The organism is Martinezella sp. CNPSo 3957 (assembly GCF_057784395.1).
The window spans coordinates 546,957-567,185 of sequence record NZ_JBXSOU010000003.1; the positions used below are offsets into that span (position 1 = coordinate 546,957).

Consider the following 20,229-nt stretch of genomic DNA (forward strand, 5'->3'; position numbering starts at 1 on the left):
TGAGGCGCTTATCACGCCTCGGGACGAAAACGCCATTTGCGCTCCACCGCAGCGGTCAAATCCAGGCCGTTGCGATGCGCGAATAAAAGAATGTGGCCGAGCACATCGGCCGTTTCGTCGGCAAGTGCGGTTGCCAGTTCCACATCGCTCATGCCCTTGCGCCGTCCACGGCCGGTGACCTTGTTCCAGATCTGGATCAGCTCGCCCATCTCCTCCTGGAGTTTCAGCACGAACCAATCGTTGTCACGCTCCATGCCGTTATCGGCGGCGTAGCGCGCCGAAGCGGTTTCGAATTGCTCCATCAGATCTTTCAGCATCGAAATCGTTCCCTTTATGTTCTAGACATCAATGAACGATTCCCGCCAAAAAGTCGAGCCGGCGGAGATCGCTCCGCCGGCTCGCGTTTATCCAATTCAAGATTATGCTTAGCCCTTGCTTGGCAGCAGCATGCAATCGAAGTCCTTACGCTTCAAAGCAGAGCAGGCGGAATTCGCATCGTCGCGGCTTGCAAAGCCGGTGAAGCGGGCGCGATAGACCGTGCTGGCACCCTTGCCGACGGCCTCGGTATAGGGCGAGGCATTGGCGAGCGCATTGCCGGCCTTGGACTTCGCTTCCGAGAGAATATCCTTGGCAGCCTGGGCGGTCGGCGTCGCTGCGATCTGCACCTGCCAGCTTCCGGATACCACCGGCTTGCTGGCGGTTGCCGTCTGCTTGTTGTCGGCCAGGATCTCGTCCATCGCAGCCGGGCGATCCATCGGCACGGTGACGTTCGAGGCGGCAGCGAATGCCATCGGAACGACCTCCGCGCGTTTGCGTGGGGTGGCTGCGGTGGTCTGCGTATCGACATCCACGGCAACATCGTCCGATGCAGACGCCACTTCGACCTGCTTGGCCATCTTGCCGCCGCCGACGCTCGCCATCAGGCGCGATGTCGCGGCGGGGGCTGCCTTGGGCACATAGCGGTCCAGCAGCGACGCCATCATCGCATCGCGGCCACGCGCGGTGGCGCCGCCCATGACGACGCCAATCACACGGCGATTGCCCTGGCGCACGGCGCTGACGAGGTTGAAGCCGGAGGCATTGGTATAGCCGGTCTTAATACCGTCCATGCCTTCATAGCGATACATCAGATTGTTATGGCCGCGCACGTAATGGCCGCGGTAGTTAAAGCTCGTCTGCGAGAAGAGCCGGTATTCCTGGGGATAGTTGTTGATGAGCGCGACGGCGAGCGTCGACATATCTCGGGCCGTCGTCCACTGCTGCATGTTCGGAAGGCCCGAGGCATTCATGAAGGTGGTGCGGCGCATGCCGAGTTCGCGCGCCTTCTGCGTCATCATCCGCGCAAAGCCGCTTTCGCTGCCGCCAAGCGCTTCCGCCATGGCGGTGGCGGCGTCGTTGGCAGACTTGATGATCATGCCATCGACGGCTTCGCGGACGGTCACCGTGCCGCCGGGCTTGAGGCCCAGCTTGGTGGGCGGCTTGGCAGAGGCGAAGCGCGAAACCGGGATCCTGGTATTCCAGCTCAGCTTGCCGCGGTGGATCGCCTCGAAGGTCATGTACAGTGTCATCATCTTGGTCAGCGATGCCGGATGGTTGAGGTCATCCGCATTGCTGGATGCCAGCACGTTGCCGGTCTTTGCATCCATGATGAAATAGGCGCTGCCAGCGTAGCTCGCCACGGGAGCGCTCAACAGCAAGACGGCCGCAGACAAAGCCATCAGAAGTCGTTTCATAATTGTCCCCAACCGAAAGAATGCCAACACACCGCATCAATCCCTGTATGATTTTGCGACAAAAAGCCTGATACCGGTGCGATATTGAGGCAACAGCCTCGATAGTTCTTCAATTTTGCCTTTCCTGGTAAAATAAGCATTAACGCATTGGAAATTATGACAAAGATTCAGTAAGGTTTAACGGGGATGCGCTACAGCGTTGACATTGGTCAACCGGGTCGAGCCGCATGGAACAGGGCATCAAGGTCCGCCTCAAGCGCACGATGATCTCAAGCGGACTGGAAGCTGCCGCAATCTTGAAGGGCGCGGGGCTGATGCGCGACGTTGCCGGCCTCGGCACGATATTCACCCTTCATCACGTCCGCCCTGCCCTCCCCCGCCGTTTTGCGCCCAATGCGCATCTGGAGGTCTCGCCCGACTTTCTCGAACAGGCGATCGTCCGGCTGAAACAGGACGGTTACGAGTTCATCGCACTCGACGCTCTTACGTCACGGGCAAAAGAGGCTTCTGGCAGACAGCCCTTCGTCGCCCTCACCCTCGACGACGGCAACCGGGACAATCTCGATTATGCCCTGCCGATCTTTGCGCGCCACAATGTGCCCTTCACCGTCTTCGTCGCGCAGGGGCTTTCTGAACGGACCCATAGCATATGGTGGGAGACGCTGGCTGAGCTGCTTGGCCGGCTGGATCGGGTGACATTCGATTTCGGATCAGGAGACGAGTTTCTGCCGCTCGGCAAAGACAGCCAGAAGCATGCCGCATTCGCCCGCTTCGCCGCTTTCGTCCACAGCGACGAAGAAAGCGAAGCCGTCGGCCGGATCGATGAGCTTGCCCGGCGTCATGGCCTGGAACCACTCGACATCGTCCGCGCATCGATCATGGATCGTAACGAATTGCGGCAGCTCGCACGCCATCCCCTTGCCTCGCTCGGCGCTCATACGGTGAGCCATCGGGCGTTGGCAAGGCTCCCCGAGGCGGAGGCGGCCGCGGAAATAGCACTTTCGGCCGATTATGTCGCCGACATCACCGGAAAGCGGCCCACCACAATCGCCTACCCCTATGGCACGAACGAAGCCGCCTCGCCGCGCGAGGGCCGGCTTGCGGCAGAGCTCGGCTTTTCCGTCGGCGTCACCACGCGCCCCGGCACGATCACAACGACAAACGGCAATGCACCGCTGCTGCTGCCGCGGCTATCGCTGAACGGCCATTATCAGAAGCCTCGCTATGCGTCGGCGCTTGCATCCGGCATCCCCATGCGGCTGATGGGGCGCCGGGAGCCTGCATAAGGTTTACGGATACATCCGCACCTTTTGCCAAGCGCCTTCAGGCATATCGCGACGAAATTCGATACGATCATGCAGGCGGAACTGGCGGTCGTGCCAAAATTCGATCGACAGCGGCCGGATGCGGAATCCGGACCAGTAAGGCGGGCGCGGAATATCGCCGATCGCGTAACGGGCGGTATATTCGGCAACGGCCTTTTCCAGCGCGAAGCGGCCTTCCAGCGGTCGCGACTGCTTTGAGGCCCATGCCCCGATGCGGCTGCCGCGAGGCCTTGTCTTATAGTATTCGTCGGCTTCCTTATCGCTTACCACTTCAACCAGGCCACGCAAACGCACCTGGCGACGCAGCGACTTCCAGTGGAAGCACATGGCGGCTTTCTTCTGGGAAAGAATTTCTTGGCCTTTCTGGCTCTCGAAATTTGTATAGAATACGAATCCGTCGCTATCGAAACCTTTCAGAAGAACCATGCGGACATTTGGCAAACCATCCTTATCCACCGTTGCCAGCGCTACCGCATTCGGATCGTTCGGTTCGGTGGTCTCCGCCTCACGCAGCCAGGACGCAAAGAGACTGAAAGGTTCATTCTGCTCGGTGAAGTCACCGCTTGTTAACTCGTTTTCCGACATATTAATTCAAAAGCTCCGCAATTCCTAATAACCGCCGGCCCCTCTGGCTGGCCAAGAAGTTCGGGTGGAAGTCATAGCAAAGTCGATCGTTCATACAAAGCGCAAGCTTGCAAAAGGCGTGACGATGGCTGTCGCCCTCATCTCCCTTTTCACCCTTGGCGGCTGCGTCGGCGGCGGCATGGACTACCTGAGCTCGGCCAAAGTGGATCGCAGCGTATCGACGGGCACCGTGCCGACGGCACCGGTGACAGCGGACAGCATCTCCGACGAGACCACAGTGCGCAATGCCGTCACCTCGGCGGATCTCAATAAGCTCAACGGACAGCCCATACCCTGGGCAAACACCTCGACCGGCAGCGCCGGCGTCATCGACACGATTGTCGAAAGCAATGCATCCGGCGTGGTCTGCCGCCAATTCCGCACGAGCCGGCACTCCTATCAGGGCGTTGCCAACTTCTCTGGCAGGACTTGCCTTGTCGGCCTCGGCGAATGGCAGTTGCTGAGCTTCCAGCAGGCAGGCTGATCGCCTTTCTCCTGCTTCCATCGCCTCCAAAACATTTTTGGTTCCGTACGCGTGATGTTGACATCCGCGCTCTCCGTCCGACTGCGATTTTTGGCACCGCTTGTTAGCGATTGGCTAACCATGCCCCGAAATGGGGATCTGCTGCCCCTCTCCGCCGTAACGCCTGATTAGCAACTCTTCCCGCAGGATCGGCTCATCGGCGCATCACCCTTGCCTCCCATGACAGGAGGCAGGACGGCGAAGCGCTATCAATTGGTTCTTTGCTTGGGGTGCTGCGATGGGGCTGGGCACACCCACGAATGATGGCGGGAAAGATGCGGGATCCGTATAAGGTGCTGGGCGTTAGGAAGGATGCGGGGGCGGACGAAATCAAATCCGCCTGGCGCAGCCTGGCAAAGACTGCTCATCCCGATCACAATCCTGGCGATCCGACGGCGTCGGAGCGATTTGCCGAAATCGGCCGTGCTTACGAGACGTTGAAGGATCCCCAGAAGCGCAGCCGCTACGATCAGATCGCGCGTATGGCCGAGGCGAAGGCCCAGAGCCAGGAACAGACGATCATACAGCAGCGGCAGGCGGCACGGGAAGCCGCCGAACGAGCCAAGGCCGCGCGTGCCAATGCCGACAAGATCATGGAAGAGCTCGCCCGGGCCAATGCCCGCAAGGCAGCAGCCTCGGCGGCATCCGGCCAACATAGTAATGCCGCCGAATCGCCGGAAGATATGGTCGAGCGTATTTTCGGAGTGAAGACCGGCCAGGCGCAGCAGGCACAAGCCACGGCTGATGTCGGCGCACAGCAGGCGGAAAAGCCGCGGGAACAGGCCAATACCGCAGCAGCGGAAGAGCTGCAGATGGAAGAAGAACAGTTCGCAACGGTCTCCGCGTCGGCCGGCTCGCGCTCGGCCTTCGGCATTCTCGGCTCTCTGGTGCGGCGCATCACGGGCGGCACTGTGCCCGAAAAGCCACCGGAAAAAACCCCGGAGGTCGCTGCCGAAGCGACGGTGACGATCGACGACATGCTGAAGAGCCGTTGGATCACCGTGCCGCTGCCCGATGGCCGCGAGGCGCGCTTTCAGGCAACGACGGATATCTCCAACGGTCAGGTGCTGCACCTCAAGGGTCAGGGGCTGAAACTGCAGGGCATGCTGCGCGGCGATGTCGCCGTCACTGTGCATCTGTCGACCGACGGGCGCTTCACGCTCGAAGGCAGCGATGTGCGCACCATATTGCCTGTCAGCATCGAAAATGCGGTCCTTGGCTGCGAGACAACCGTCGAGGGATTGAACGGGCCGGTCCGGATCACGGTGCCGGCATGGTCCGGTTCGGATCAGACCATTCGCGTTTCCGGTGAAGGATTGCCCGACGGCAATGGCGCAAAAGGCGATCTCATTGTCGAATTGCGGTTGATGCTCTGGGAAAAACCCGACGACAAGGTCACGGATCTCATGCGTAGTATGCGCGAAGGGCTTTTCCTGTGAAATTTTGGTGACAACAGCACCCTTTGTTACGATCCCTAACAGTTGATGATCTTTACGATGCTTGAACCGGGGGTCGGCCTATGCCATAGGCAGGTTCATCTAAAGTTCAAGGGAGCATAATATGGCTCAAGCCACTGGCCTCATGGCAGGCAAACGCGGCGTCATCCTCGGCGTAGCAAACAACCGTTCGATAGCGTGGGGTATTGCCAAGGCCTGCTCGGATGCCGGAGCCGAAATCGCATTGACGTGGCAGGGCGATGCCCTGAAGAAGCGCGTCGAGCCGCTCGCTCAGGAACTCGGCGCCTTCATGGCCGGCCATTGCGACGTGACCGAGCCGGCAACGATCGATGCCGTCATGGACACGCTTGAGGCGAAATGGGGCAAGATCGATTTCGTCGTGCACGCCATTGCGTTTTCCGACAAGGACGAGCTGACCGGCCGTTATCTCGATACCAGCCGTGACAACTTCACGAAGACGATGGACATCTCCGTCTATTCCTTCACCGCGGTTGCACAGCGCGCCGAGCGAATCATGAATGACGGCGGCTCCATGATCACCCTCACCTATTACGGTGCGGAGAAGGTCATGCCGCATTACAACGTCATGGGCGTCGCCAAGGCCGCTCTCGAAGCAAGCGTGCGCTACCTCGCAGTCGATCTCGGCAGCCGCGGCATCCGCGTCAACGCGATCTCGGCAGGCCCGATCAAGACGCTCGCAGCGTCCGGCATCGGCGACTTCCGCTACATCCTGAAGTGGAACGAGTACAACGCGCCGCTGAAGCGGACTGTCACGATCGACGAAGTCGGCAATTCCGCCCTCTATCTGCTGTCGGATCTGTCGACGGCCGTGACCGGCGAAATCCACCACGTCGATTCCGGCTATCACACGGTCGGCATGAAGGCCGTGGACGCGCCCGACATTTCCGTCGCGAAGGACTGACCAACAGGAATCTGACCGTGTCGCCCATCCTCTATGTGATACGCCACGGTCAGACCGACTGGAATGCCGAGCGCCGGCTGCAAGGGCAGAAGGATATCGATCTGAATGCCATCGGCCGCGAACAGGCGCGGCAGAACGGCATCGATCTTGCGGAAATCCTTGCCTTCGAAAACATCCCCTTCGATTTCGTCGCAAGCCCGTTGCGGCGTACTCGCGAAACCATGGAAATCGTCCGGCAGGCCATGGGGCTGCCGCCCAAGGATTACAGCACCGACGACCGATTGGTCGAGGTGTCCTTCGGGGCCTGGGAAGGCTTTACTCTCAAGGAATTAAAGGCGACCGAGCCTGACCGTCTTGCCGAGCGCAAGGCCAATAAATGGGATTTCATCCCGCCCGGCGATGATGCCGAAAGCTACGAAATCCTCTCCTGGCGCGTTGGCTCCTGGCTGACGTCCATCGACCGGCCGACGGTCTGCGTTACGCATGGCGGCGTCATACGCACGCTGTTTCGCCTGATCGGGGATGTCGAAAAGGAAGAGGCGGCGGAAATCCCCATCCATCAGGACCAGATCCTGAAAGTCGATCCGGAAATGAAGATTATCGGCTGGATGTAACGCGGTTTGGGATTAGGCCGGGGACCGTTATTTCGGAGAACGCTTAAAATCGATCAATCGAAAGCTCTGGATTTCACCCGCGCCGGGTGAGTGCCTGGCGAAGCTGGGATTTATTGGACGATATCAAGATCATTGACGACGCGCTTGCCGTCGACTTCCGTATAGAAGACCACGACCTTCACACCGGCTTGCAGGCCGCTGAAATCGAAATCCTCCGGCACCTGATAGCTCTTGCCGTCATCGAGCGTGATGTTGAAGTTCTTCGCATCGACCTTCTTGATGACGGCCTCGACATCCGCGCTCTCAGCAAAACCAGCGACAGGAGCAAGCAGGCTTGCCGTGGCCAAAAGCGTCGCTACAAAGAAGCGCATCGTCGTCACCCTTCAGGTAAATTGATTATGATTTCTTATGAGGCCTAGAAAACACGTCGAATATGGCGGAAGTTGCCCCCAATAATGTCTTCGCCCGCCCAATTGGTGAATGCATCGTCACAATCCACAATTCGGATTAATCTTTGTTTACCATGCCGATGCTTGAGGAAGAAAATGGCCGGGCGCCGTTTCCGAGGCAACTGAAAGAAAGATTTTGTCTTGTCGGCATTTTGGCCTATGAGTGGGCCGCAATTGCAAGTGACAAGACGCGGCCTGCCGTCAGGCTGCGCTAATCCGGTCGTTTTACATGTCGCATAATACATTCGGTCACCTCTTCCGCGTCACCACCTGGGGCGAAAGCCACGGCCCGGCGCTCGGCTGCGTCGTCGATGGCTGCCCTCCGGGCCTCCGTTTCAAACTGCAGGACATTCAGACCTGGCTCGACAAGCGCAAGCCGGGGCAATCGCGCTTCGTCACGCAGCGGCGCGAGGACGATCTCGTGAAGGTTCTGTCGGGCGTCATGCTCGATGAGGACGGCGAGACGATGATCTCGACCGGAACGCCGATCTCGATGCTGATCGAGAATACCGATCAGCGCTCGAAGGATTATGGCGAAATCGCCCGACGCTATCGTCCCGGCCATGCCGACTATACCTATGACGTCAAATACGGCATTCGCGACTATCGCGGCGGCGGGCGCTCCTCGGCGCGCGAGACCGCAGCGCGTGTTGCCGCCGGCGGCATCGCCCGCCTCGTCGTGCCCGGCGTGACTATCCGCGGCGCGCTGGTGCAGATCGGCAAGCATAAGATCAACCGTGCCAATTGGGACTGGGCTCAGGTCGACCAAAATCCTTTCTTTGCGCCTGATCCGGACATCGTGCCTGTGTGGGAAGAGTATCTCGACGGCATCCGCAAGGCGGGCTCCTCGATCGGCGCAGTTGTCGAAGTCGTGGCTGAAGGCGTGCCGGCTGGGCTTGGCGCTCCGATCTACGGCAAGCTCGATCAGGATATCGCCTCGCTGCTGATGTCGATCAACGCCGTCAAGGGCGTCGAAATCGGCGAAGGCTTCGCCTCCGCCGAACTCACAGGTGAGGAAAATGCCGATGCTATGCGCATGGGCAATGACGGCAAGCGCATTTTCCTGTCCAATCATGCCGGCGGCATCCTGGGGGGCATTTCCACTGGCGAGCCCATCGTCGCGCGGTTTGCCATCAAGCCGACTTCGTCGATCCTGACGGAACGCCAATCGATCGATGCCGATGGCAACAATGTCGATGTCCGCACCAAGGGCCGCCACGATCCATGCGTCGGCATTCGTGCGGTGCCGATCGGCGAAGCCATGGTTGCCTGCGCGGTTGCCGACCATTATCTGAGAGATCGCGGCCAGACGGGCCAGCAGAGATAGGAATTTCGAGATGCCGTATGACCAGAAGCGCGTTGTCGATGCCATCCGGGCTTTTGAAGCCGGCGAGATCGTCGTCGTCATGGACGATAACGACCGCGAAAACGAAGGCGACCTGATCGTCGCCGCCGTTCACTGCACGCCCGATAAGATGGCTTTCATCGTTCGCCATACCTCCGGTATCGTCTGCACGCCGATGCCGCGCGAAGAAGCCAAGCGGCTCAACCTCAATGCCATGGTCGCAGAAAACGACTCAGCACATACGACCGCCTTCACCGTTTCCGTCGATTTCAAGCATGGGACCACGACCGGTATTTCCGCCGACGACCGCACGCTAACAGTGCGCAACCTCGCCAACCCGAATGTCGGTCCCACAGATTTCGTCCGCCCCGGCCATATTTTCCCGCTCGTTGCCCGCGAAGGCGGCGTGCTGATGCGTTCGGGCCATACGGAAGCTGCGGTCGATCTCTGCAAGCTTGCCGGCCTGCCGCCGATCGGCGTCATCTGCGAACTCGTCAATGACGATGGCACGGTCACGCGCGGTCAGCAGGTGGTGAGCTTCGCCGAGCAGCACGGGCTGAAGCTTGTTTCGGTCGCCGATCTCATCGCCTATCGCCAGCGCAAGGAAACGCTGATCGAACTCGGCGCCAGCTTTGATGTCGAAACGCCATTCGGAAAGGCGCGCGCTCATACCTATTCGCTGCCCTGGGATCCAATGCAGCACCTTGCCGTCGTCTTCGGCGACATCCGCGACGGTATCGACATTCCGGTCCGCCTGCATCCGGAGAACGTTGCCGAGGATATTTTCGGCAAGAACAGCCCGGTCGATTTCTACATGAAAAAGATCGCCGAAGAGGGCCGCGGCATCATCGTCTATCTGCGTGAGGGCTCTGTCGGCGTCGGCCATTTCGATAACGGCCGCAAATCGCGCCAAGCGGGCCGCGAGGCGCATGCCGAAGCGCAGACGCGGGATAGCGAGTGGCTGGAAATCGGCCTCGGTGCGCAGATCCTGAAGGATCTCGGCGTCAGCTCGATCAAGCTGCTCACCAGCCGCGAGCGGCACTATGTCGGCCTGGAAGGTTTCGGGATCAAGATCGCCAAGACGGAAATCTGCTGATCTTTCACCCTCCCCTTGATGGGGAGGGTCGGAGCAGCGCTCCGGGGTGGGGTGATCGCGTCGATGTCTGTAGCCAAACAATTGTCATCCCACCCGCCGCTTTGCGGCACCTCCCTTCACGGGGAAGGTGCCGAAAACTCGCGATCGAGCAGCCCCATCATGATGTCATCGTGCCAGCTGCCGTTGACATAGGCCGTCTCCCGCTCCCTTCCCTCGACAACGAAGCCGCATTTCTCATAGGCGCGGATGGCGCGCTTGTTGTAGGCGAGCACGCGTATTCCAATGCGGTGCAGCCCCATATCATTGAAGGCATGACGCAGTAAAAGCATGATCGCTTCCGTGCCAAAGCCTTTGCCAAGCAACGCCGGATCATAAATCCCGATCGCCATCGTCGCGCGCTTGTCCTGAAGATTGACGTTGTCCAATCTGATCACGCCGGCAAAGGCGCCCTTGATCTCGATGACCCATGCGTGAGGGTGATCGGCAATACCCTGAACCCATCTGATCGCAGTCTCCCGAGTGATGGGCTTGATGTCCTCTTTGTTGACGCCATACATCTCCGCGATCTCGGCATTGGTGCCCAAGAGGAGGCGCTCATCGGCGTCCTCAGCACATGGCGGGCGAAGTCTGACATTGTGGCCTTTTAGAATCAGCGACGACAACGAACTCTCCTCCTCGGGTGCTCTTCTGCCTATTGGACTTAGTTAGCTATGTCCTCTCAAGGAGGAGGTGACAAAGTTCATGATCGATCCGGCCATGTGAGGCTGAACACGCGAAGCCAATTGTCATACGCGAATTTTCGCAAGGTCAGCTCGTCGAAACCACTTTCGCGCATGGCGTCGAGGAGGCGCGGCAAGCCGCTTGCGTCCCCGATCTCGCGAGGCATTACGGCACCATCGAAATCCGATCCCAGAGCGACCCCCTCGGGCCCAACGCGAGCGATGAGGTAATCGATCTGACGAATGACGGCGTCGAGCGGCGTGTCCTCGTCAAGATTGGCATCCGCGCGGATATCGTTGACGGCAAGATTCAACCCGATGACGCCACCTGTATCGCGGATGGCGTCCAATTGCCGATCGGTGAGATTTCGCGTCGATGGACATATAGTATGGGCGCAGGCGTGGGTGGCGACGAGCGGAGCGGTACTCAATGCGGCCACGTCCCAAAATCCGCGCTCGTTCAGATGGGAAACATCGATCATGATCCCTAATTCATTGCATCTTCTGACCAGATTCTTTCCCAAATCCGTGAGCCCGGGTCCCGTGTCGGGCGATCTCGGATAGGCAAACGGAACGCCGTAACCAAAGATATTCGGGCGACTCCAGACGATGCCCAGGGATCGAAGGCCGGCATTGTGCAGGCTATCCAGATAGCCGAGATCGGGGCCGATGGCGTCGGCGCCCTCCATATGGAGCACGATGGCAAAGGCGCCGTCATATCGTGCCGTCTCGATCTCGCCGACGCTCGTTGCAAGGCGTATTTTATCGCCCGAGCGCCCGATCACCTTCCTTATGGCCGAGAGCTGCCCGTCGATTTGCCAGCGGGCATGGTCCGGATGCACCGCGTCGGCATAGCGAACTTCGTAGCCATCATGGGTGATCGTCAGATCATCCACCGGTTCGTGCTCCGGCGAGGCAAACATAGCAAACAATCCGCCGGCCAAGCCTCCCTCGAGCGCCCGCGGAAGATCGAGATGCCCTGTCTCGGACCGAGCCAGAAAATCACGGCCGTCGGATCTATAACCCAGCATGAACTGGACCGCATCATTGTGCCCGTCGAAGATCCGAACATTATCCATGCGATCGCTGTCCCCAAAAATCAGCGGCCGTTCCCCGGATGCCGCTCATCACTGATCTCTCGAAAAGCAAGGATCATCCCCGCCAGCCTTCGAGAAACACGACCTTCTCGACGCCGGTGAAACGGGCGATACGCTCCAGCTCCGCTTCCAGCTTCTCCAGCCGGCCGGCCGATGCCTTGACGCCCGGTTCGAGCCAAAGGCGCTTGACGTCAAGCGTTCCCGCCTTGCGATCAGCCTTCATATCGATCCGTCCGATCAGACGGTCTCCTTCGAGGAGCGGAAAAACGTAATAGCCATATTCGCGTTTCGGTTCGGGCACGAAGATCTCGATGCGGTAGAAGAAACCGAACAGGCGTTCGGTGCGGTTGCGATCGCGCAGCGTGGGATCGAAGGGGCTAAGCACACGGATACGCGCCGGCGCTTCGGGGTGATTATCGAGCGTGTCATGAAAGTCGAGGAAAGCAAGCGAAGGTCGAGGCTTGCCGCCGCCGGCAGGCTCGATCAGCACTTCGGTCAGTTCGTCGCGATGCGTTTCGACCCAGCTTTTGGCCTCCTGCGGCGTCATCAGATCCCAGAAGGCTGCGATTTCGCCTGAGGTCGCAAAGCCGAGACGCTGCAGCGCGCTGCGGCAGGCCCAGTCGACAAATTCGTCATGCTCCACTTCCGGCTCATGGAAATGGGCCGGCAGCACACGTTCGACGAGGTCATAGACCTTCTGGAAATTGGTGCGGCCGGCGATCGCGAACTTGCCGGTGCGCCAGAAATATTCGAGCGCTGTCTTGTTGGGATGCCAGTTCCACCAGCCGCCTGAGACATGATCCTCCGCCTTGACCTCGCGGGCGGTGATCGCGCCGTTCTTCAGCACGCGCTCGTAGGTTTCCTCGAAAGCCGCCTCGAACCCCTCGCCGCGCCATTTTCGCCAGCGTTCGATGATCGCCACTTCCTCGCGGCGAAAACGGTGCTTCCAGTAGACGAAGAATGCGCTCGGCAGGATGGAGGCGTCGTGCGTCCAGTTCTCGAAGAGCGCGCCGTCCTTTTCCAGAAGTTCCGTCAGGTGCTCGCGCCGATAGGTCTGGTTGCGCGAAAACAGGATCTGGTGATGGGCACGCTCGACGGTGCCTATGCTATCGACCTGCACGAAGCCGATGTCATGGATGAGCTGCAACAGCCCCGCCTTAGTCAAGGCGCGGTTCGGCGGATTGGCAAGCCCCTGCTTGGCAAGGAACACGCGGCGAGCGTCACGATTCGAGAGCAGATTCGTCATCCGCGGATCATAGGCATAAATTCCCATGCTTTCAAAGAGGCCCTGATTTGATAAATAGGCGCGATACGCTATAGCTCCGCGATAGAGCAATTCCAGGAAAAGTGCGTAGCGGTTTTCCGTCCGGGATTGCGAGACAATAAAAGGCTGTAGCGGCTCTGAGGTTCCGTGAAACGCTGAGCCGCTCCAGCTTACCGAACAAGGAAGCCGCTTGGACATCCGCTTCGAAAATGCCGGCGTCGATTACGGCAAGCGTACAGCGCTGTTTCCGCTGAGCCTGACGCTTCAAGAGCGTCGTATTGGCGTCGTCGGTCTCAACGGTTCGGGCAAGACGACCTTCGCGCGGTTGATTAATGGACTCGTCAAGCCGACAACCGGGCGCGTCGTGGTCGATGGGCTCGACACGGTCGGCGACGCCGCCAAAGTGCTCGGCAAGGTCGGCTATATCTTTCAGTCGCCGCAGAACCAGATCATCCTGCCCATCGTGCGCGACGACATCGCCTTTGGGCTCAAGGCGCGCGGATATGACAAGGCGCAGATCGAAACCGCGGTCGAGGGCATTCTTGACCGTTTTGGCGTTAGCCATCTCGGCGCGCGGCGGGCACACGAGCTTTCCGGTGGTGAGTTGCAGATGGCAGCACTCTGCTCGGTACTGGTCACCGGCCCGGATATCCTCATCCTGGACGAACCAACAAACCAGCTCGATCTGAAGAATCGGGCACTCGTGCAGAGGACCATGGCAACGCTTCCAGAAAATGTCATCGTCATCAGCCACGACGTGCCGCTGCTTGAGGATTTCGACCGCGTGCTACTGTTTGATCAGGGCCGGCTTGTTGCGGATGCGCCCGCAATGGAGGCCATCGCCCGCTACAAGGAGATGGCCGGCTGATGCACACACTGCATGTGGATGCGGATACATGGGTGCATCGGCTCTCGCCGCGCGTGAAGCTGCTTGCGCTTGCCGCATTCGGCGTATTGCTGTTTCTAACGCAGTCCATCGTGCTGCTCGCCTGCGCAAACCTTGTCGGTGCCGCCCTTTATCTTCGCAGCGGCCTTCCAGTTGCAGAGGCGCTCAAGCGGCTGCGACCTATCCTCGTCTCGATTGCCGTGCTCGCGATATTCGCTGCCCTCGTCGGTCCGCTGCACGCAGCGATCGTTACCGCCCTTCGTCTGACGGCGCTGGCGCTGTTCGCCGCCACAGTGACGGCAACGACATCGATGGCCGACTTCATCGATGAAATCACCGCGCTTGCCATGCCGCTCGAAAAGCTCGGCCTGCTGAAAGCCGCCGATATCGGCCTTGCGATCGGCCTCGTCATCCGTTTCGTGCCTGAAATTCTCGATCGCTACCGCTCAATCCGCGAAGCGCATCAGGCCCGCGGGATCAAGGTTCGCCTCGCAACCACGCTCGCGCCGCTGATCATCCTGACGCTGCGCGATGCGGACAACATCGCGGCGGCGATTGACGCGCGCGGCATTCGGCGTCAATGAACGTAAATCTCTTTCGGAAGGAGCCACCATGAACACCCGCGATCTCGTGCTTTCGGCGCTGTTTGCCGCCATTATCGTGGCTCTGGGCCTCTTGCCGCCGATCCCGATCGGCATCATTCCGGTTCCGATCACCGCTCAATCGCTCGGCGTTATGCTTGCCGGCGTCGTGTTAGGCGCCAAGCGCGGGACCATCGCGGTGCTGCTCGTGGTCGTTCTTGTCAGCATCGGCCTACCGGTGCTGTCGGGCGGACGCGGCGGCCTTGCGGTCTTTGCCGGCCCGACGGCCGGCTTCTTCGTCGGCTGGATCTTCGCAGCCTTCGTCACCGGCTATCTCTCTGAACGACTGGTGAAGCCGGAGCAGAGCAGCCTGTCCCAGGGTATCGGCTTCTTCATCGCTGCTGTTATCGGCGGCGTGGTGGTGCTCTATGCGTTCGGCATTGCCTGGCTGGCGATCAATATCGGCTTCAGCAAGGCATTTATCGGATCTCTGGGCTTCGTGCCGGGCGATATCATCAAGGCTGTGGTTGCAGCTCTTGTCGGCCGCGCCGTCATGGTCGGCTACCCGCTTCTGCCGCAGCGGAGCTAGGGCTCGGCTCAGGCCAGATATTTATAGAGCCAGTCGCGCGTGTCTTCCGGCAGCGGCACGGGATCATGCTCGTCGCCGCGCACCGCAAGCCAGAGGATTTCCACCTCCGCCGCCAGTTCGTTGCCGGTTTCGACCGCCACTACGAAACCAACCGACTTGCCGCCGATCTTGTTGACGCTGATCGAGTAGCGGGCGAGTTCATCATAGTGCAAGGCGCGGTGGAGTGAACAGGATACCTTCTTGGCGATGTAGACGGGCTCATCGTCGACAAGTGGCCGCGTGCGCCAGAAGTTCGAGAGTGCGGTCTCTGCCTGTGAGATATAGGATGCGATAAACATCTGGCCGTGCCTGTCGACATCGCGCGGCGGCACCCTTACCTCGATGACATCGGATCGTTCTACTCTTGCCATGACGCAATAACCCTGGCCGACGCCATACTGACCTTAATGAAAGCTTAACACCACGCTTCGATAAGTAAACGGGCGCCATTCCAAAGTGGTTAAGATGGATTGTTGACATTGTAGTGACATGGTCCATGTCCTGTAATAGGCGTCACACCTCATTTATAGATTGGCCCCATGAGCACACGTCTTTACGAACATCCGATCTTCCTTGAACACATCGTTCCGGCAGGTCACCCCGAACGGCCGGATCGGCTGCGATCGCTGAACATCGCGCTGGAGCATCCGAATTTCGAGCGGCTGGATCGGCGAAAAGCACCTGCCGCGCATGAGGATGCAGTCCTGCTTGCCCACCCCGAGGAGCATCTGGAGTTCGTGCTGCGCTCGATGCCGGACAGGGGCGACGACGGCGAGATCAACCAGCTGGAAGCCGATACCTATGCCAGTCCGAAGACGTTGCAGGCGATCATGCATGGTGTCGGTGGCGCCATGGCAGCGGTCGATGACGTCTTCTCCGGTGCGGCCGACAATGTCTTCGTCGCGGCCCGTCCACCGGGGCACCATGCCGAGAAGACCAAGGCCATGGGCTTCTGCTTCTTCAACAATGCCGCGATCGCCGCGCGCCATGCACAAAAGGCACATGGTGCAGAGCGTGTCGCCATCGTCGATTGGGACGTGCATCACGGCAACGGCACGCAGGACATCTTCTGGGACGATCCCTCCGTGCTCTTCTGTTCCACTCACCAGATGCCGCTCTATCCCGGCACGGGCAAAAAGGATGAAAGCGGCACGCACAATACCATCGTCAATGCACCGCTTTCGCCGAATACCGGCGGCGATCATTTCCGCGAGGCCTTCAAGTCGCGCATCCTGCCGGCGCTCGCCGACTTCAGCCCCGATCTCATCATCATCTCGGCCGGCTTCGACGCCCATCACCGCGATCCTCTGGCGCAACTGAACCTGACCGGCGAGGATTTCGACTGGGCGACGGGGCGGCTGCTTGAGGTTGCGGACCGCAGCGCGAAGAACCGGGTCGTCAGCCTGCTCGAAGGCGGCTATGATCTGGAAGGTCTCGCCGAGTCGGCGGGGATGCATATTCTACGCATGATGAGAGGTTGACGATGAGCGAGAGCGCCAAGGCAGATGTTTCGGGCTATTCCTTCGAGAAGGCCGTGGCGGAGCTTGAAAGCATCGTTGCACGGCTTGAGCGCGGCGACGTGGCGCTCGATGAATCCATTTCGATCTATGAGCGCGGCGAAGCACTGAAGAAGCATTGCGAGGCGCTACTGTCGGCTGCCGAGAACCGCATCGAGAAGATCCGGCTCGACCGTGCCGGCAAGCCTCAAGGTACAGAAGCGCTGGATGGCGCCTGAGACCCGATAGGAAAATTTGAGTTTGGGTGACATTGCCGGTAGGTTGCGTTCCGACCGAAAGGAGAGCCGTTATGTCCTTCTTCCCAGGCAACGATCCGCAGGCCGGTGATGCCTTCGCCTGCGACGCGATCGAAAATCTGATTATACCGCGCACCAGCGACCTCGGCGGCTTCTCCGTGCGGCGTGCGCTTCCGAGCAGCCGGCGCCGGCTGGTGGGGCCGTTCATCTTCTTCGATCGCATGGGGCCTGCCATTTTACGGCCGGGTCAGGCGCTCGACGTGCGGCCGCATCCGCATATCGGCCTTTCCACCGTCACCTATCTGTTCGACGGCGAAATCCGCCATATGGATAGCCTCGGCACCGCCAAGGTGATCCGCCCCGGCGACATCAACCTGATGACGGCCGGGCGCGGCATCGTGCATTCCGAGCGCACGCCGGAGAACCTGCGCGACCATCCGTTTTCCATGTCCGGCTTGCAGACGTGGCTGGCGCTGCCCGACGACAAGGAAGAGATCGATCCGTCATTCGCCCACACCGAGAAGGACGAGCTGCCTGTCATCGCCGATGGCGGCGTGACCGGGCGCGTGGTGATCGGCGATTTTGAAGGCCTGAAATCACCGGTGAAGTCCTTCACCGACACGCTTTATGTCGATCTGCAGCTACAGCCGAGCACGACGTTTCCTTTTGGGGCAGCGCATGAGGAGCGCGCGGTCTATATTCTCTCCGGTTCGCTCGTCGTCGCCGGTGACCGTTTCGAACAGGATCAGCTCCTCGTCTTCCGGCCGGGTGATGCGATTACACTGGAGGCCGCTGAAAAAGGCTGTCATCTCATGCTTTTTGGCGGTGCAGCGCTCAATTCGAAGCGCTATATCTGGTGGAATTTCGTCTCGTCATCAAAGGAGCGTATCGAAAAGGCCAAGGAAGAATGGCGCACGGGCCGCTTCGATATCGTGCCGGGTGACGAGGAAGAGTTCATTCCCCTGCCGGAGAGCTAACGGGTTCATAACATTCCCACATGTTTCTTGTTCGGGAACACCTTGAATTCGGCGTCTTTTGTCGCAATCTGTTTTGACGTAAAGGCGGACAACCGCCCAAGAATAGCAAGAAAGAGGCTTCAGCCTTGACACAAATGCCACAGACGCCCCTGCTGGACCGGGTTCAATATCCTTCCGACCTGCGAAAGCTGGAGGACCGGGAATTGCCGCAGCTCGCCCGCGAAGTCCGCGATGAGATGATCGATGCGGTATCGCGCACCGGCGGACATCTTGGCGCCGGCCTCGGCGTGGTCGAGCTGACCATTGCAATCCACAGCGTCTTCAATACGCCGAACGACCGCCTCATCTTCGATGTCGGGCACCAATGTTATCCGCACAAGATCCTGACCGGGCGCCGCGACCGCATTCGCACGCTGCGGCAGGAAGGCGGTCTCTCCGGTTTCACGCGCCGGGCCGAGAGCGAATATGATCCCTTCGGCGCCGCGCATTCCTCGACATCCATTTCGGCCGGTCTGGGCATGGCGGTTGCCGCCGAGCTCGATAATACCGACCGCCGCGTGATCGCCGTCATCGGCGACGGCGCAATGTCCGCCGGCATGGCCTACGAGGCCCTGAACAATGCCGGCGCGCTCGATGCGCGGCTGATCGTCATCCTCAACGACAACGATATGTCGATCGCCCCGCCGACGGGAGCGATGAGCGCCTATCTCGCGCGCCTCGCCTCCGGCCGCACCTATATGGGCTTCCGGGACTTTGGAAAGAAACTGACCGCCTATCTCGGCAAGAAGGTCGACCGCGCCATCACCCGGGCGGTCGAGCACGCACGGGGCTATGTGACCGGCGGCACCATGTTCGAGGAAATGGGCTTCTACCATATCGGCCCGATCGACGGCCATTCCTTCGAACATCTACTTCCGGTGCTGCGCAATGTGCGCGACAATGCACAAGGCCCTGTGCTGATCCATGTCGTGACGCAGAAGGGCAAGGGCTATGCGCCCGCCGAGGCGGCTGTGGACAAATATCATGGCGTCAACAAGTTCGACGTCATTACCGGCGCACAGACGAAAGTGAAGCCGAATGCGCCAAGCTACACAAGCGTCTTTGCGGACGCTTTGGTGCAGGAGGCGACCCTCGATGACAAGATTGTCGGCATCACCGCTGCCATGCCGAACGGCACCGGCCTCGACAAGCTGCAGGAACTCTTTCCCAAGCGCTGTTTCGATGTTGGCATTGCCGAGCAGCATGCGGTGACCTTCGCCGCCGGCCTTGCTGCCGAAGGCTACAAGCCCTTTGCCGCCCTTTACTCGACCTTCCTGCAACGCGCCTATGACCAAGTGGTGCATGATGTGGCGATCCAGGGCCTGCCGGTGCGCTTCCCGATCGACCGCGCCGGCTTCGTCGGCGCAGATGGGCCGACCCATGCCGGCTCCTTCGATGCAGCCTTCCTGGCCACCCTGCCTGGTTTCGTCGTCATGGCCGCCGCCGACGAGGCGGAACTCAAGCATATGGTGCGCACAGCCGCCGCCTATGATCTTGGCCCCATTTCCTTCCGCTATCCGCGCGGTGAAGGCGTCGGCGTCGATCTGCCAGAGCGCGGCCAGATCCTCGAAATCGGTAAGGGTCGCGTCATCAAGCAGGGCACGAAGGTCGCCCTGCTCTCCTTCGGTACGCGCCTTGCCGATAGCCTTGCCGCCGCCGAAGATCTGGACGCTGCCGGGCTTTCGACGACAGTTGCGGACGCACGCTTCGCCAAGCCGCTCGACCACGATCTCATCCGCCAGCTTGCCGCCCATCACGAGATCCTGATCACCATCGAGGAAGGCTCGGTCGGCGGTTTCGGCAGTCAGGTCATGCAGTTCCTTGCCAATGAAGGCCTGCTCGACAGCGGCCTGAAAATCCGCTCGCTGGTCATGCCCGATATCTGGATGGAACAGGCCAAGCCTGAGGCCATGAACGCCATGGCTGGCCTTGACCGTGCCGGCATCGTGCAAACGGTATTCCGTGCGCTCGGCCGCGGCCGCATCGTTGGAGCCGCCGGCTAGGTTTTTCCTTCTCCCCGAGGGGAGAAGGTGCCCGAAGGGCGGATGGGGGGCGTTCCGGCATACTCTAAGTCGCCTTTCGCTTACCGCTCAAGGCACTCGCGGCCGGTGCTCCGAGGCCCCCTCATCCGGTCCCTCGCGATTTCGTTTCACTCAATCGTTCGTGCCCACCTTCTCTCCGCCGGAGAGAAGGTGAT

22 protein-coding genes are annotated in these 20,229 nt (G+C 60.1%); 14 read left to right on the plus strand and 8 right to left on the minus strand.

The genetic code is table 11. The features are described from left to right. Positions 1–11: 11 nt before the first annotated feature. Positions 12–317, minus strand: coding sequence for a pyrophosphatase (locus AC13QE_RS11150; RefSeq protein WP_488483684.1), 306 nt, complete (start codon positions 315–317; stop codon positions 12–14). 108 nt (positions 318–425) lie between these two features. Beyond that, the gene (locus AC13QE_RS11155; RefSeq protein ID WP_488483685.1) at positions 426–1,733 is read right to left on the minus strand and encodes a serine hydrolase; all 1,308 of its coding nucleotides are present in this window, start codon (positions 1,731–1,733) and stop codon (positions 426–428) included. Positions 1,734–1,960: 227 nt separating this feature from the next. On the opposite strand from AC13QE_RS11155, the gene AC13QE_RS11160 reads away from it, so the two are divergent. After that, positions 1,961–3,019 (plus strand): polysaccharide deacetylase family protein, encoded by a 1,059-nt coding sequence (locus tag AC13QE_RS11160; protein WP_488483686.1) that lies wholly within the window; start codon positions 1,961–1,963, stop codon positions 3,017–3,019. 3 nt (positions 3,020–3,022) lie between these two features. Here the strand turns inward: AC13QE_RS11160 and pdxH are convergent, their stop codons facing one another. Next, entirely contained in the window at positions 3,023–3,643 is a 621-nt protein-coding gene (gene pdxH, locus AC13QE_RS11165) for a pyridoxamine 5'-phosphate oxidase (protein ID WP_015339042.1), read from the minus strand. A gap of 64 nt (positions 3,644–3,707) precedes the next feature. On the opposite strand from pdxH, the gene AC13QE_RS11170 reads away from it, so the two are divergent. The 4 genes from AC13QE_RS11170 (at position 3,708) to AC13QE_RS11185 (ending at position 7,198) form a co-directional block, all read left to right on the plus strand. After that, on the plus strand, positions 3,708–4,166 hold the full coding sequence (locus AC13QE_RS11170; RefSeq protein WP_015339041.1) for an RT0821/Lpp0805 family surface protein: 459 nt from the start codon (positions 3,708–3,710) through the stop codon (positions 4,164–4,166). Between the two features lie 314 nt (positions 4,167–4,480). Continuing rightward, on the plus strand, positions 4,481–5,644 hold the full coding sequence (locus AC13QE_RS11175) for a DnaJ domain-containing protein (RefSeq protein WP_488483687.1): 1,164 nt from the start codon (positions 4,481–4,483) through the stop codon (positions 5,642–5,644). Positions 5,645–5,765: 121 nt separating this feature from the next. Continuing rightward, the gene (fabI, locus tag AC13QE_RS11180; protein ID WP_015339039.1) at positions 5,766–6,584 is read left to right on the plus strand and encodes an enoyl-ACP reductase FabI; all 819 of its coding nucleotides are present in this window, start codon (positions 5,766–5,768) and stop codon (positions 6,582–6,584) included. Positions 6,585–6,601: 17 nt separating this feature from the next. After that, entirely contained in the window at positions 6,602–7,198 is a 597-nt protein-coding gene (locus AC13QE_RS11185; RefSeq protein WP_488483688.1) for a histidine phosphatase family protein, read from the plus strand. A gap of 110 nt (positions 7,199–7,308) precedes the next feature. On the opposite strand, the gene AC13QE_RS11190 is transcribed toward AC13QE_RS11185, so the two are convergent. Then, positions 7,309–7,569, minus strand: coding sequence for a DUF1344 domain-containing protein (locus AC13QE_RS11190; RefSeq protein WP_015339036.1), 261 nt, complete (start codon positions 7,567–7,569; stop codon positions 7,309–7,311). Positions 7,570–7,876: 307 nt separating this feature from the next. Between AC13QE_RS11190 and aroC the strand changes: the two genes are divergently transcribed. Together aroC and ribB are read left to right on the plus strand one after the other, a co-directional pair. Beyond that, positions 7,877–8,974 (plus strand): chorismate synthase, encoded by a 1,098-nt coding sequence (gene aroC / locus AC13QE_RS11195; RefSeq protein ID WP_488483689.1) that lies wholly within the window; start codon positions 7,877–7,879, stop codon positions 8,972–8,974. 10 nt (positions 8,975–8,984) lie between these two features. Continuing rightward, positions 8,985–10,088 (plus strand): 3,4-dihydroxy-2-butanone-4-phosphate synthase, encoded by a 1,104-nt coding sequence (ribB, locus tag AC13QE_RS11200; protein WP_112605961.1) that lies wholly within the window; start codon positions 8,985–8,987, stop codon positions 10,086–10,088. A gap of 116 nt (positions 10,089–10,204) precedes the next feature. Here the strand turns inward: ribB and AC13QE_RS11205 are convergent, their stop codons facing one another. The 3 genes from AC13QE_RS11205 to AC13QE_RS11215 form a co-directional block, all read right to left on the minus strand. Continuing rightward, positions 10,205–10,750: a GNAT family N-acetyltransferase gene (locus tag AC13QE_RS11205; RefSeq protein WP_488483690.1), complete on the minus strand. Its 546-nt coding sequence runs from the start codon at positions 10,748–10,750 to the stop codon at positions 10,205–10,207. 77 nt (positions 10,751–10,827) lie between these two features. Continuing rightward, positions 10,828–11,886, minus strand: a complete 1,059-nt coding sequence (locus tag AC13QE_RS11210) for a dipeptidase (protein WP_488483691.1) — start codon at positions 11,884–11,886, stop codon at positions 10,828–10,830. A 73-nt stretch (positions 11,887–11,959) separates the two neighbouring features. Continuing rightward, the gene (locus AC13QE_RS11215; RefSeq protein WP_488483692.1) at positions 11,960–13,150 is read right to left on the minus strand and encodes a winged helix-turn-helix domain-containing protein; all 1,191 of its coding nucleotides are present in this window, start codon (positions 13,148–13,150) and stop codon (positions 11,960–11,962) included. A 208-nt stretch (positions 13,151–13,358) separates the two neighbouring features. On the opposite strand from AC13QE_RS11215, the gene AC13QE_RS11220 reads away from it, so the two are divergent. Genes AC13QE_RS11220 through AC13QE_RS11230 form a run of 3 tightly spaced genes read left to right on the plus strand, consistent with a single transcriptional unit; the run spans position 13,359 to position 15,224 of the window. Then, a complete protein-coding gene (locus AC13QE_RS11220; RefSeq protein ID WP_488483693.1) occupies positions 13,359–14,036 on the plus strand; it encodes an energy-coupling factor ABC transporter ATP-binding protein in 678 nt (225 codons plus the stop codon). Next, the gene (locus AC13QE_RS11225; protein WP_488483694.1) at positions 14,036–14,638 is read left to right on the plus strand and encodes an energy-coupling factor transporter transmembrane component T family protein; all 603 of its coding nucleotides are present in this window, start codon (positions 14,036–14,038) and stop codon (positions 14,636–14,638) included. Before AC13QE_RS11220 ends, AC13QE_RS11225 begins: the two co-directional genes overlap by 1 nt. A gap of 28 nt (positions 14,639–14,666) precedes the next feature. After that, positions 14,667–15,224: a biotin transporter BioY gene (locus AC13QE_RS11230; RefSeq protein WP_488483695.1), complete on the plus strand. Its 558-nt coding sequence runs from the start codon at positions 14,667–14,669 to the stop codon at positions 15,222–15,224. A gap of 8 nt (positions 15,225–15,232) precedes the next feature. Here the strand turns inward: AC13QE_RS11230 and AC13QE_RS11235 are convergent, their stop codons facing one another. Beyond that, positions 15,233–15,634: an acyl-CoA thioesterase gene (locus tag AC13QE_RS11235; RefSeq protein WP_112397994.1), complete on the minus strand. Its 402-nt coding sequence runs from the start codon at positions 15,632–15,634 to the stop codon at positions 15,233–15,235. A 168-nt stretch (positions 15,635–15,802) separates the two neighbouring features. Here AC13QE_RS11235 and AC13QE_RS11240 point away from each other — a divergent pair, with 168 nt between their 5' ends. From AC13QE_RS11240 to dxs, 4 genes are all read left to right on the plus strand, one after another. Further along, positions 15,803–16,744, plus strand: a complete 942-nt coding sequence (locus AC13QE_RS11240; RefSeq protein WP_488483696.1) for a histone deacetylase family protein — start codon at positions 15,803–15,805, stop codon at positions 16,742–16,744. Between the two features lie 2 nt (positions 16,745–16,746). Then, the gene (locus tag AC13QE_RS11245) at positions 16,747–16,998 is read left to right on the plus strand and encodes an exodeoxyribonuclease VII small subunit (protein ID WP_095434136.1); all 252 of its coding nucleotides are present in this window, start codon (positions 16,747–16,749) and stop codon (positions 16,996–16,998) included. Between the two features lie 71 nt (positions 16,999–17,069). Further along, positions 17,070–17,993: a pirin family protein gene (locus AC13QE_RS11250; RefSeq protein ID WP_488483697.1), complete on the plus strand. Its 924-nt coding sequence runs from the start codon at positions 17,070–17,072 to the stop codon at positions 17,991–17,993. A 125-nt stretch (positions 17,994–18,118) separates the two neighbouring features. Then, complete coding sequence (gene dxs / locus AC13QE_RS11255) at positions 18,119–20,035, plus strand: 1-deoxy-D-xylulose-5-phosphate synthase (protein ID WP_488483698.1); 1,917 nt, start codon at positions 18,119–18,121, stop codon at positions 20,033–20,035. Positions 20,036–20,229 lie beyond the last annotated feature (194 nt).